General features: G+C 52.2%; 10 protein-coding genes. 1 reads left to right on the top strand and 9 read right to left on the bottom strand.

Features of this window, described 5'->3' with window-relative positions; all coding sequences use genetic code 11:
• Positions 1 to 22: 22 nt before the first annotated feature.
• The 8 genes from BS29_RS16115 to BS29_RS16150 form a co-directional block, all read right to left on the bottom strand.
• A complete protein-coding gene (locus tag BS29_RS16115; RefSeq protein ID WP_229954652.1) occupies positions 23 to 1,681 on the bottom strand; it encodes an FAD-dependent oxidoreductase in 1,659 nt (552 codons plus the stop codon).
• A 339-nt stretch (positions 1,682 to 2,020) separates the two neighbouring features.
• Positions 2,021 to 3,820, bottom strand: a complete 1,800-nt coding sequence (locus BS29_RS16120; RefSeq protein WP_229954653.1) for a CHASE2 domain-containing protein — start codon at positions 3,818 to 3,820, stop codon at positions 2,021 to 2,023.
• Entirely contained in the window at positions 3,821 to 7,345 is a 3,525-nt protein-coding gene (locus tag BS29_RS16125) for a FecR domain-containing protein (RefSeq protein ID WP_229954654.1), read from the bottom strand. It lies immediately after the preceding gene.
• A 188-nt stretch (positions 7,346 to 7,533) separates the two neighbouring features.
• Positions 7,534 to 8,715: a GGDEF domain-containing protein gene (locus BS29_RS16130; RefSeq protein WP_229954655.1), complete on the bottom strand. Its 1,182-nt coding sequence runs from the start codon at positions 8,713 to 8,715 to the stop codon at positions 7,534 to 7,536.
• A 99-nt stretch (positions 8,716 to 8,814) separates the two neighbouring features.
• Positions 8,815 to 9,105, bottom strand: coding sequence for a putative quinol monooxygenase (locus tag BS29_RS16135; protein ID WP_229954656.1), 291 nt, complete (start codon positions 9,103 to 9,105; stop codon positions 8,815 to 8,817).
• A 69-nt stretch (positions 9,106 to 9,174) separates the two neighbouring features.
• On the bottom strand, positions 9,175 to 10,353 hold the full coding sequence (locus tag BS29_RS16140) for an acetyl-CoA C-acyltransferase (protein ID WP_229954657.1): 1,179 nt from the start codon (positions 10,351 to 10,353) through the stop codon (positions 9,175 to 9,177).
• Positions 10,354 to 10,464: 111 nt separating this feature from the next.
• Positions 10,465 to 11,631 (bottom strand): mechanosensitive ion channel family protein, encoded by a 1,167-nt coding sequence (locus BS29_RS16145; RefSeq protein WP_229954658.1) that lies wholly within the window; start codon positions 11,629 to 11,631, stop codon positions 10,465 to 10,467.
• Positions 11,632 to 11,692: 61 nt separating this feature from the next.
• Positions 11,693 to 12,421, bottom strand: a complete 729-nt coding sequence (locus BS29_RS16150; protein ID WP_229956887.1) for a TlyA family RNA methyltransferase — start codon at positions 12,419 to 12,421, stop codon at positions 11,693 to 11,695.
• Between the two features lie 121 nt (positions 12,422 to 12,542).
• Between BS29_RS16150 and BS29_RS16155 the strand changes: the two genes are divergently transcribed.
• Positions 12,543 to 13,106 carry a hypothetical protein gene (locus tag BS29_RS16155; protein WP_229954659.1) on the top strand — a complete coding sequence of 188 codons (564 nt, stop codon included), beginning with the start codon at positions 12,543 to 12,545 and terminating at the stop codon, positions 13,104 to 13,106.
• Between the two features lie 372 nt (positions 13,107 to 13,478).
• On the opposite strand, the gene BS29_RS16160 is transcribed toward BS29_RS16155, so the two are convergent.
• Positions 13,479 to 13,940, bottom strand: a complete 462-nt coding sequence (locus BS29_RS16160) for a DUF2721 domain-containing protein (protein ID WP_229954660.1) — start codon at positions 13,938 to 13,940, stop codon at positions 13,479 to 13,481.
• Positions 13,941 to 13,951: the final 11 nt, after the last annotated feature.

Genomic DNA, 13,951 nt, shown 5'->3' on the forward strand with positions numbered 1-13,951 from the left:
ATCCAATTTCATGTTGATCCTGCTAGACTGGTTTTCCGGTACCGACTCGCCCTTGTGATTCTCGACTCGCAGAACGCTGAACAGGACGTTCAAGAAATATCGACTCGAGATGATCAGCCAGCCTTAGGGCCAAAGCCATGATGGTAACCGTGGGGTTCGCCCAGCCACCTGTTGGAAATACACTGCTGCTGGCTACGAACAGATTGGGGCTGTCATGCAATTTGCAGTTTTTGTCGACTACACCCGTATCAGGCGCGCTGCTCATGCGTGTTCCACCCATATGGTGATAGCCCCCAATCGGGTGGCTTGATATCAATGGGTCTGTCTTCCAGCGGGCAGATGTTTCGGATAGCCAATCTGACAGGACAACGTCGCCCCATCCCAATCGTCGATATTCTTCACCAACCGTTTCCATCAGAACTTTCACACTACGCTTGTCGATTTCAGACAATTGCCAATCCAGTTCGACCTGGCGCATACCCAATCGGTCCGTCGCACAACCCAGGATGATACGGCTATCAGGATTTGGGGCTTGTTCGGCTCGCACGATCGCAAAGACCCCCAATCTGTTCCGATTGAGCTTCATATTCAAAATCGAGGACCAAGGATCGGTCCATTCCAAACCCTTTACCGCCAGTTTTTTCAACCCATGGTAACTTGCTCGCCAAAAGCGGCTGGATGGCAGGTCATGTTTCAACTTGCCCGTAACCGCGCGAAACAGTTCCATTCTCTCCCCTTCTCGCAATCGCGGGGCGATGCTGATGGATGAATTTAAAATGCCTTTATCCCGCTGCAGCTTATCCGCAGGACGAAGATAAGCCGCATAGCGATTTCCGTCTCTGCGAATGGCCCGGGGTAGCGCCAATAGAGTCTGTGCCAGCTTGTTGGGCAGAAATTCACCGCCGCGTGCATGGGGATGCTCCATAAAATACCGGCCAAGAAGATCATGCTCGTTGCCGAGTCCGTTGGGCCGGTTGCCAACCGCAGCCATTAGCAAACGAACAGTTTCAATCGCGCCAGCGGCTAGCACAAAAGCTTTCGCCGTTATCTTGGTGCAATGTCCGGTCACGCTCTCCGCTTTGACATGTTGCACCGCATTTTGCGCATTCACATCAATGTCCGTAACGGTTGCATTCAACAAAATGCGCGTGTGATCAAAGCTTTTGCGACTCGGATCGGTAAACCGCTCGCCCTGTTCATCAAACACCCATAAATCACTATCAAGCTTGTCCGCATCAAATGGCGGCGCAGATTTTTTGATAGTGGTCCACAGATCTTCTGCGCTGGGTTGCTTCAATCCCAGACGGTCAAACACTTGCTTGTAGTATGAGGTCAAGTCTGTCTTGGTGACCGGCCAGCCGCTATGTGGTAGATAATCGCGCTTTTCAAAATCAATCGCATCCAGTTCCGCGCAACGTCCGCCCCATATGGCCGCCGTGCCGCCAAATAGTCGCAACCGCGAATCATCCAGATCATAATATGGCATCCCGATATTCTGGCCATGTGCCAATGATTGCACGGCCGGGTCAAAATCACGTCCGCCACTCTCGACAATGACCACATCCCGGGCTGGTGAACTCAGGGCCTCTGCCAAAATTTGTCCAGCAACACCGCCGCCGATAATACATATGTCGGCAGCAATTTGCCCCGATACCTCACCTGTTGCCAGATCCAATATCATTTTCGTTTCTCATCCTGATGCATTGCCAAATTGGGGGTTGTGGTCGGCTCTCAGACGTTTCGCCAACCGGGTTTGCGACACTCATCATCTATTGAGGTTAGTCGATTTCATATATTTAGTCGATCTAAGAAAACAAGATTTGGATTTGAGATCATTCTCTTCGGCACAATATACGCGATGGTCATCGACTGTCTTTCTTGTATCTCCACTCCTTTGGTGAAGTTCGTATCAAACAAGCCATTGGTTACTTTTGCTGCATAACTTCCAATAGAAGTGTCGCACTACTCCACAACGCCACCGGAAAGCGCATAACGCGAGTCCTCTGTCGGTATTTTCAGGCTAAAGGTCATCGCAAAACGTATAAGTGGCCTCGGTTGTGGATCTCCCCTTCACTTTGATGTCGGCAACTTTCCTGAACGATAATGACGGTGCCGCCTCGACAGTTGTCTGACCGATTAATATATCAACGGACAGTTCATCACACTGCCCCTCCAAACGGGAAGCCAGATTGACAGCATCCCCCAGCACCGAATAGTCAAATCTGCGGTCTGATCCCATGTTACCAACCACACAAGTACCGGTATTTATACCAATGCCCATACGGATGCGTGACACGTTGGCTCCGGTCGGCAGCATCTCTTGAATCTCACGATTGATATTGTCCATTTCGGCCAACATCTCGCGCGCAGCTTCAAGCGCATGCAGGGCATGATTTGGATCATCCAGCGGAGCATTCCAAAAAGCCATAATACAATCGCCCATATATTTGTCGATTGTACCGCCATGTCTCAGAATGATGTTCGATAATGGTGTAAGAATCGCGTTGATCATTCGGGTTAACCCCTGCGGATCGTCCTGCATCGCCTCCGAAATCGCGGTAAACCCGCGAATATCTGAAAATAATATTGTCAGTTCGCGGTTCACGCCACCCAGATTGAGCAGGCTCGGATCATCCGCAATTTTCTGAACCATTTCCGGAGCGAGATATTGGCCAAAAGCATTCTGCACTTCACGCCGGCGATTTTGTTCACCTGCAAAATCTCGGGTCGCAATGGCAGCGACACTCAATATCAATGCGGTGGAGGGAGCCACGGGTCCGATCCAGTACCGGCCATATTGCAGCAATAGCCAGCAAGCACCAACTATACCCAGCAATGATATTGCCAGGAGCAACGCCTTTTTCCCCGGTGCATTGGGGCGCGAAACCAACAGTGCCCATGCGGCTGCGATAATGATGAGCACAAGCGAAAGCCAGCGAGGCGCCTGACCAATGGACAACCCGGTGCGCAAGTTGTCGAAAATCGTCGCTTGAACTTCAATCCCGGGGGTTAATTGCCGCGACCGTAAAGTATAGGCCGTTTCAAAAGCGTCAATGCCACCCGTGGCAACATCAGCATTTGTCTGCAACGCAAAACCGATAATGACAATTTGATCCTTGAGATAGTCCGGCGGCAAATAAGCCTCCGGATCCAGCGCTTGGTAGTAAGAAATGGTGGGGTAACTGCCCGCTGGTCCAAAATGCTGAATCCGACGCGGTATCGGATCGGTTTTTACAGATATCCCACTCGTAATCTCGAGCAGCTGGGTCATAAAGCCGTCGGAGTAGACAGGCATGTTGCGTAGCACACCATCGCCATCCATCGACAGACTGGCGATACCGGTACGGGCGCCGGCCGTGATCAACGCAGGCATAGGTTCCGTCCGCACCAGCGTGCTGCCATAGGGTCGTTCAATCAGGCTTTCATCGGCAGCCAGGACAATATCAGGACCCATAGCATCCACCAGTGCCTGATCTTGTGTCTTGTCAGCTGGCTCGGCAAACAGAACGTCAAAAGCAATGGCCTTGGTGCCGGCATTGCGCAACTGGGCAATTAACTCGGCATGGCGTTCCCGTGACCATGGCCATTGCTGGCCAATCGCATCCATGCTCGGTTCGTCGATCGCAACCAATGTAATGCCCGGCTGTTCTGGCAATGCTGGTGCGATTGTCGACAAATAATCAAAGCTTCGTCCATCTAGGTCGCGCAGGAATGTGGTCAGACTCAACAACCCTATCAACAGCGCCACCACTGCTACCATGAACACCCCAGACAGCTTGTGACGCGGTGAAAACATTTCTTTGATTTCCGGTATAGTCATCTAGAAACGAACCTCCGCTCCAATGACCACGGTCAGCCGCGGCGCGGCAACACTAGTCGCTGAATCATATCGCTTGTCCAGTAAGTTCAACAACGACAGATTGATGGCTAAACGTTGATCTAATGGTTCCCACTCCAGCCGGGCATCGACGAGTGCGGCATCTTCGATCGACAAACCCAGGTCATCCCTTTGTCCGCCAATATAGCTGCCCGATATGCTTGCCTTCAGCCTTACGGGCGCTGGCAGGCTCCAAACAAGTGAAGCGCGGGCAAAATGGCCGGGAACAAATGGCAGCTTATCTCCAACTTCATAGGTGCAACCAAATGAAAGATTAAGGTCCGCCGTAGCACAACCAAAAGTTGGACCGATGGCTTGATTGACATTGTCACCCGATACGAAGCTGCCTTCAATCGCGCTGTCGGTATAGGCATAGGAGGCCCGCAACCCAATATTTCCAGGTAGCCATAAATTGGCTTCCGCGCTAATCCGTTTTACCGATACCGGAAAGCCGGTAATATCCACCGGCAAATCAGGAATAGCATAAGTTATCGCCTCCAATTGCTGGTCTTGATATTCGACGGTGGTAAAAAATTGATCAGACCATTCGGCATCCCATCGCATGATGAAACTGTCATTGCGACTCTCGCGAAAGCTGGGCGCACTGTTGGCCTGCAAACCAACCACAGCAGCGGGACGAAAGCTGAAATCGAATAACCCGCGGCTCTGGCGCAAGAAAGCCGCGCGCAGCCATTGGCCCTCTATCGGTTCATAGGAAGCACCAAGCCGAAAATTGAGGGGGTAGCGTGTATCGCCGGCAATCGTGCGGGCAATGATTTCCATCTGTCCCTGCATAACCAGCGGCTCTATCGGATGATAACGCAAATCAAGGTAAGCGCGTGCCTCTTTGGTCCGTACATCGACGCGATCAGGCACCAGATTGGGGTCAGCGATATTCTGCTCGAAATCAAAGACACTGTTCAAGTCCCGTGTCTTTACATCGCTCCACTCCCCGCCGATCCGCAGGTCCAACGGTCCGAAACCTTTTGCATAATTCGCACTAAGATAGCGAAAAGTGCTGCGGCTTTGCGACAGCTGGTCCGCAAAAGGCAGCGTGCTGGAAAGGTCAAGCGTTATGAGGTTTAGCTGCGATCTCCCAAATCCTCCGCCAATAGTCAGTTGATCGCGATAGCCAAATTTGTGATTATATAGCCCGAACAGGAAATTCCTTTCGGTTTCACGGTCTTCTTCGAGGTCAAATCCATTGTCCAGAATGCTGACGATATTGGATTCCGACAAGCTGCTATTGCGGTTCAGCTCTCCGTTCAGGACGATGCTGTCTGATGGCGTTATTTCCAGTCCCACATAGCTGCTCAAAAACCAGCTATCGCCACCGCGCCGCCGCGAAAATGGGCTGATATCCGGGCGCCGCCGTTCATCGGAAATATCGGTATAATTGCCGCGCATCCAGATAGCCGTAGGCAACGGCGCATCAAAAATAGTGTCCAGTCCGCCGCCAATTACACGCTCGTTCCGCAATTCTTCGCTTAGAAGTGCCGTGCCCACAAAAGGTTCGAAAAAATTGCCATTGTCGAACCGTAAGCGCCGCTGGGAACTGGCAACGCTTAACGGATCAAGGGCCACGCCCTGCAGGAAACTCGAAAGTGCTTCGAAGCTTTCCCCCTGCTCGCTTCCAACTGCCGCTTGCTGCGCATTGTAGCTGCCATCGGGGTTGCGGATCAGGAAAGGGCCAGGTGTTTGGTTGATCGCCTGGTCGAAATAGCTTGAGGGTGTGAAGCTGTCGAACACCCGATCCGCATAATAGCGGCCCCAACCTTCCAAATCCAGGAAACGAAAAGCCTGAGAGACGAGGCTGCCGGTTTCGCGATTCTCGGACAAGTTGACATATTCACCGCCGCGCCCGCGATAACGGTTCAAAGCCTCGCGTGCATTCCGAATGGCGTTGTCCGCCGCGAAATCCTGTAAGGCAACACCGGTGCGGGCGAGCGCTATGGCGGGGTTCAGAGGATCAAGCCGGTCGGCTGTGTCAAATTGCTGTTCGGCCAGCCCCGTCTCGCCCATTTCATGATGAACCTGCGCAAGGCCAAGAAAGCCCATACCATAGTCCGGATTGTGAGCCGATGCGGCCAAAGACGCATCCAGCGCCTGATCCAAACGATCTTTGCGGCGCCAATATTGCGCCAAAGCATTGCCGGCCAGCGCATTGCCAGGATCCATCTCCAAAGCTTTGTCGATTTCGGATTTTGCTGCAGATAATCTATTTTGCTGCAGCAAGATTTCTGCCCGCATGCTGACCATTTCTGCATCATAAGGCCGCGCGCCGAGCGCCTGGTCCACAAGCTGACCCGCTTCTTTCAGCCCACCAATAGCCATCCAGTTTTTTGCCTGCGATTTCTGCGCCAAAAAATTGTCGGGATTGGCAGCAATAACCGGGGCCAGAAGGTCGCGCGCTGCCTTGGGTTTACCACGATAGTCGCGCATCAGATCCGCTTCGCCGATGGTCAGTGTGATATTGTCCGGAAAAGCTTCTCGCGCGTTGGCTATGGTGTCGAATGCGGTATCAGGATCGCCCAATAATGTCTCGACATTGGCCTTCACCTGATAGAGCGGCACATAGTTGGGAAAGTTCTGAATCCCTGTTTGCGCGCTGTCTTTCGCTGCGCGCAAATCGCCTTCATAAGCATCAATCAGCGCAAGTACGAGATAGCTCTCGGCACTATCCTCCAGCAACGGCTGTGATGGCGCATTCCCCAATTGGATCATGGCAACATAGCTACCATAGACGCCGGCCAACTGGTCTGCGGTATTGGTGGATAGCGTCATCTGTTCAAACAACCGAAGCGCCCCTTCCCAGTCTCCACTGACCGCCGATCGCCGGGCGCTTACAAAATTTTCGCTGTCATTGTTCAGGAGATCCAGCCCGCTCGCCAGATTGACGAAATAGAGCATCTGTTCTCGCCCCGTGGGGTTCACCAATAATGTTCGCGTTGGCGCTTGCCCGCGCAAGACGGTAGCAGCCTGCCCTGCTTCTACAATCAATCCTCCCTGTTCATTCGATAGCTCAACTGCTCCTGAAAAAACCTGCAATCGGCTGGAGTCTGCATCGGCCTCTATGGCCCATTCGGTACCGCGAATAGCCGCCGTTGCCGACGGGGTTTCGATAGACAGATTTGTTCGGTTTCGAGGGCTTCGCCCCCATGCTTTTCCGCGTTGCAGAGATAGTGTGGAAGCCCCGCGTCTGGATACTCGGCGGACAACCATCACCGAATTTCTACCCAACCGAACCTGGGTCCCATCGACAAAAACTATAGCGAGAGTGCCGGCCGCTCTGGTGCGCAAGACATCCCCGGCTTTAAGATCCTGCTGACGCACGGCCTTTTGCCAATTCTTACGTGGCAGCAGCGTTGCTTGCTCTCCCCCTTTTGTCGCCGTGATCTTTCCGGACAGCGGCGCCGCGCGCTTCACTGGCTGTGCTGCAATCGCTTGCAGAAAAACGATTTGGGTCAATATGATCGTCAGAAAAGATAATAGAATTGCCCGAAGTTTCACGGTCTCTTAATACCCCCAGAACCAGCGAATTGAGCCAATGCTTGGCGACAATCGGAATGTTTTGCAATGACCGATATCACATGGGTCAGCATAGCCCGATTGCACTTAGTCTTATCGTGCCAAGTAACTTGCAATCATCATCCCTACTATTTTGCTAATTTGAGCTGGGGTCTACGGCGATCTTCGATTGCGACTACCAATCGATTTCGGCCTTCGGATTTTGCCTGATAGAGCGCCTGGTCAGCACGGCGCAATGCCATTGCGAAGCTTTCATCCGGGAACAAAGCCGCCAATCCGATGCTGGCGGTGACGCTTCTGTTATCACCAAGTTCGGGGTGCGTTATCATGCCGATTGAAAGCCGGAGATGCTGCGCTACCAATTGGCTGTCTTCTGCGTCCATCTTGTTGAGAATGATAACAAACTCTTCGCCGCCAATTCTGGCAATGGTGCCCAGCTCCTTAGTCAGTGTTTGTAACAAATCGGCAGAGCGAATGAGCACCTGGTCACCAGCACTATGTCCGTACAGATCATTCACTTTCTTGAAATGGTCCAGGTCAAGAATCATGAGCGAGCGGCCAAGATTTTTCTTGTCACCCAGACTCTCGTTCACATATTTATCTAATCCGCGGCGATTAAACAGACCGGTTAATGGATCTCTGATCGACGCAAGCAAATGCTTCTCGATAAGCTTGTTTCCCATGGCCAATATCATGGTCATACCGCAAGCCAGTCCCCAAAGGGCGCTGCTGGAATGCAACAGAGCAGCGTAAGAGGAAGCGCCATAAGAAGTAGCCGTATAACGCTCACCAAGTAGTCCATAAACCAAGGCTGGCCGAAGAAAATAGGTTACACACAGACCCGCAAACACCCAGAACCATGCTTTTTCAATTAGATTTCTGCGCTTCTTCCACAACACCGGCAATGTGCAGGCCAGCAGTAATCCGCCAGTGCTGCTGGAGAAAATTGACCGCTGAATGATATCAGGCTGTTTCAAGCTGAACCAAAGCAATGATCCGAAACCAAAAAGGAATATCGAAATCAACAACATCCATGGTGGTCTAGTCTTATGATATTCAAACACACCTAAGGCCCAAAAACCGCTCACGAGCCAAAAGAGCGTTTTGGCAAAAATGTCTGAGATGACCGGGTCGAAGGCGGACCGGCTCAGATCAAACAAAAAAGATCCAAGTCCGGACAGATAAGCAAACGCGATCCAGGCGGGAGCTTTTTGATCGCGATCATAAGCATAAAGCGCCATAAAAACGATCGCGAAGACCGTTAGAATAACGATCATCAAGATTCGAAAGACGAGACTTGCTTCGGCCATATAGTTGTAACGGTCGAAACGTGCCTCAGTTAACGCGTCTGGGCGGTGCGAAATTCCTGTGTCTTGTGCCGCCTCAGCGGAAATTCAAAGGTTGTTCAACTAAATCCCGTCGAGATATTCAATCACCGGCGCAGCCGCCATACACGGTGCAAGCTTTGGGCCGCTCGCACGAAAATGGTCGGATTTACCATGGGCATCCAATGCCGCTTGATCAACATAACGCTCCAGCACTTTATATTGCTGAGGATTTTCTTTGCTTTGAAAAACAGAATAAAATTCATTGCCGGGTTCATGCTCCCGGACCGCCGCCATCAGCTCCGTAAATGCTGCTTCAAAGTCCGCATTCTTGCCTTCGGCCACTGTCAAAGTCGCCACTACACCTACTGCCATGCTTCATCCTCTTTTGTTTGATTTTCGGGTCGGAGCTGACGCAGCGAGCGCCAGCCCCGATCAACGTAGCTAGAGTATTTCAAACAATCCGGCAGCGCCCTGACCGCCGCCGACACACATCGTTACGACACCATATTTCGCACCGCGACGCTTGCCTTCGATCAGCACATGCCCGACGCAGCGCGCGCCCGTCATGCCATAAGGGTGACCGATGGAAATGGAGCCGCCATTGACGTTCAATAGCTCGTCTGGAATGCCAAGCTTCTGCTGACAATAAAGCACCTGCACTGCAAAGGCTTCATTGAGTTCCCAAAGACCGATATCATCCATTTTGAGGTCAAACTTTTCGAGCAATTTGGGGATTGCGAAAACCGGACCGATGCCCATTTCATCGGGCTTCGTACCCGCAACCGCCATACCAAGATAGCGCCCAAGGGGGTTAAGACCCGCTTTTTCGGCTGCACTGGCTTCCATCACCACGCTAGCGGAACTGCCATCGGAAAGCTGGGATGCGTTACCGGCCGTGATGATTTTGTCTTCACCAAGCACGGGCTTCAAAGATTGCAAACCTTCCAGCGTGGTTGAAGGACGGTTGCCTTCATCTTTGCTGAGCGTGATTTCATGCATGGAAATCTCTTTGGTTTCCTTGTCCTGCACGCCCATAGTTGCAGTAACCTCGACAATCTCGTCGTCAAACTTACCCGCTTCCTGGGCCGCTGCTGTGCGTTGCTGGGATTTTAGTGCATATTCGTCGCATGCTTCGCGCGAAATGCCATAGCGCTCACCAACCACTTCGGCCGTTTGCAGCATGGGCATATAGATATCGTCATGCATGGCGACCAATGCCTTGTCCGGTGCCATCCGCATTTCCGGAGTCTGTACCGTCGAGATCGAATCTTGTCCGCCACCGACAACAACATCCATGCGGTCAATCGTTACCTGCTTGGAGGCGGTTGCAATCGCCATAAGGCCAGAGGAACATTGACGATCCAAAGTCATGCCCGGAACTTCAATCGGGAATCCGGAGCGCAGCGCTACGTTACGACCGAGGTTGCCACCCTGTGATCCCTGTTGCAGCGCGCTGCCCCAGACCACGTCTTCGACCGTCGCCGGGTCAATGCCGGCACGCTCAACGGCCGCTTTGGCCGAATGGCTGCCAAGCGTAGGACCAGCGGTCGCGTTAAAAGCGCCTTTATAGGCGCGTCCGATGGGGGTCCGGGCGGTGGAAACGATGACTGCGTCACGCATGATATGATCCTTTATTGTGAGATTTCTGAGTCGAATTTGGCGCGCATACTCTCTGTTAATCGGGCAATTAACAAGGTTTTTCTTTGCTACTGGTCCTGACGCTACGGCAAGCTAGCTCTCTTGCATATGCACGGGAAAACCGCCTTCAGGATAGGGCATGATCATCTTGCCGTCGGGCGCTGAAGTAAAGGTGGTCTGGGTCGGATAGGCAAACTCCAGCCCTTCCTCGTTAAACTTCTCAAGGATGGCCAAACCAATCTTGTGGCGGCCCTCATAGACCACTTCATAGTCACTGCTGATAATATCAAAATCCAGCTCGAAATTGATCGAACTATCACCAAAACCAACGAAGCCGGAGCGAATAAATTTGGCCCCGTTTTCTTCCACGATCTGTTTCAGAAGGCTTGGAATACGCCGCGCATCATCTGGCTTAGTCTGATAGATAACCCCGATGCCATAACGCGTTCGACGGCGACCTAATTGGGTCAGATTGGTGATTTCCTTGTCGAGTAAATTGGTATTGGAGATGATAACTTCTTCGCCTGTTACGGCCCTAAGCCGAGTGCTCTTCAAACCTATTTCTTCAATCCTGCCTGTGGTGTTATCGTAACTTATAAATTCACCACGTCGGAAGGGTTTGTCGAAGATGATCGACAATGCCGAGAACAAATCAGAAAAAATGCCTTGCGCCGCAAGGCCAATGGCAATGCCGCCCACACCAAGGCCAGCAACCAGCCCCGTAACATCCACCCCAAGATTGTCGAGAATGACGATAATCGCAATCGCAAATATCACGCAGGTAACCAGGACACGGATGAGCGACATCGCGCTTTGCAGGGTATCACTCTGGTTCGGATCCGAGGATAGCTTGCGAGTAAAAAAGCCGAGAATCAATTCGCGTAGCCAGATCGCGACCTGCAATACTATGGAAATTGTGAACAGAAAGCTGACAGCCCGAACAATGTCTGCCGGTGCATTGGAATAGGTTACCACCAATTGCGCGGAGACCATGAACATGAAAAATTTGCTGGTCCGAGCAATCGCCTGGGTGATGATAGCACGATAGCCGATCAGGCCTTCATTGTTGCTTACTTGACGGGCGGCGTAGCGTTTCATGGCCCCAAGCAAAAAGAAGATGAAGGTGCCGATCACGATGGTGACAAGCAGTTCGATGTAATTATTGCTCAACCATGCCATGCCATCGTCGAACAGACGCATCATCGAAAGGCTTTCGTCAATGTCAAACGGAACGGGCGTAATGTCTGTAGAATCTGCCATGGCACGATGCGCTAATGGTCACAGCCGCTGATGGCAAGGTGTCTGATCTCCGTGTGCACCATTATTGGGACTTTTCAGCAAAGATCAAAAATTCGACATTACCCTTTGGCCCCGTGATGGGACTTGCCGCGACACCTTGCACAGCCCATCCTTGATCGGTCAGCCAATTGCGTATCTTCTCACAAACCTGATCGTGCACCACCGGATCACGCACAACGCCGCCTTTACCAACATCGGCGCGTTCCGCCTCAAATTGCGGCTTGATCAAGGCTACGAGATGCGCACCGGGTTTTGCAAAGGTCAATGGCCGTTCGAGCACTTTGGTCAACGATATAAAACTTGCATCGCAGACGATCAGATCAACCTCTTCGGGGATATGCTCGGCCGTTAATATCCTGGCGCTGGTTTGTTCGTGCACCACCACGCGCTCATCCTGTCGCAGTTTCCATGCAAGTTGATTGGTACCGCTATCAATCGCGTAGACCTTGCTTGCACCTCGAGTCAGCATGACATCGGTAAAGCCCCCCGTACTGCTGCCCACGTCAATCGCGATCATGTCGGTTATAGCAATTTTGAAATGATCCAAAGCATGGTCCAGTTTTATCCCGCCGCGAGAGACCCAAGGATGATCTTTGCCTTTCAGGTCGACGGCAACATCATCGAGATATTTCTGACCTGGCTTGTCGACTTTTTGATCAGCCACCGTTACCAACCCAGCCATGATATAGGCTTGCGCCTTGGCACGGCTTTCCGCCAGACCACGATCAACCAATATCTGGTCAATCCGCATTTTTTTCGGTTTTGCCTGCCCCGCTGCCGCAGGTGGAGCGGTTTTTGCTGGGCGCGTTTCATTTTGTGCCATATCAAAATGGGACTAGCCGAAGCATATGCTTTTGACCATATTCGATATCATGAGAATCACTTTTACCTTTTCCGCCATGTTGTTAGCCGCTGGTTGTTCAGCAGTCGTGCCAGCACCCACTCCGGCTCCGGCAGAAACAACATCACCGACTCCAGCGCCTGAACCACCGCCTGCCCCGACACCGACCCCCACACCGCCACCAGAACCGATGCGTGGCGACTGGACGGACTGGCCACTGGCGAAAGGCGATTGGGTTTACCGCGAGGATGAGCGGGGCTCGATAGCGCTATTCGGGCCGCCCAATATGGAAGCGACTTTTATCATTCGCTGTGATCAACGCCGCAATCAGCTGTTTCTATCCCGCGAAGGCGTAGTGGTGGAAACTGGTGCACAAATGACGTTGCGTGCAACGTCCGGCATGCAATCTTACCCAGCACGCAACAGCGGCGGCCCGCTGGACTATGCGGCGATAGCTGTGCCCGTAACCGATTATATGATGGATCGGATCACGTTCAGCCGTGGCCGGTTTGCGGTCGAGACTTCCGCACTGGCATCACTCGCTATTCCGATCTGGCCAGAATTTACCCGCGTTATAGAGGATTGCCGTCGCTAGTCGCATGCAATGAACAGGTTTCGGCGAGCAGTAATACTGCTGCGACAGGCCTGCTTTTGGACGGAACGCCGGATTCTGACAGCAAATTAAAATAATTCAAGTCTTGTTCGCGCCTGATGAATGATTCACATTCGAATCGTCGAACAAGCGGAGATTTTCAATGCAACAGTTCGTATCTTATCAACAAGCGAAAGGAGGTGGTCCGATGTCTCATGGTTCAGCACAGGGGTCGGAAAAATCCGTTCGGGGGGCGTATCTGATTTAGCGATCAGGCAACCCGGCAGCGGCACTTCCAACCGCTGACCCATGCTTAGAGGCTGTTGATCCCATCGCGATCGACAGCCTCTTTTCACTTTTTGGCTCTTTTCACTTTTACGGGTCGTGACTTTCCAAAAATTCCTCGCGGATCATGAAGTCCCTCACGCCGATGCGGACTTCCTGCAAAAATTGGATGAGGGCGATGGATAGCAAGCTCATCGCGATAATGAAGGCGCCCGCGATGACGCCGGAAAGATCGAAGCCTGTCAGCCCCATGACAAAGAGTAATCCGATAAGAATACAGGCAACAATGGCGCTGACGACGCTAAGATATATCGCACTGTTCACGATTTTTATCCGTAGTTGGAGATCATGCAGCTCATCAACAATGCATTGATGTTCATGGCCTTCGGTTTCGTTGAACAGGCCCTGCAATATGCGCGACCGGTCAATAATCCGAGCCAATCGGCCCGCAAACAGGCTCAGCATCCCACCCACGGCCACCAACAGAAAAGCCGGTGCCAGTGCAGTTTGTAGCACTGTGATTATGTCGCCCTGCCCCAATGCCAGTGTCATATCAGCCCCCG

The sequence above is a fragment of the Parasphingorhabdus litoris DSM 22379 genome (assembly GCF_020906275.1).
GTDB classification, from domain to species: Bacteria; Pseudomonadota; Alphaproteobacteria; order Sphingomonadales; family Sphingomonadaceae; genus Parasphingorhabdus; species Parasphingorhabdus litoris.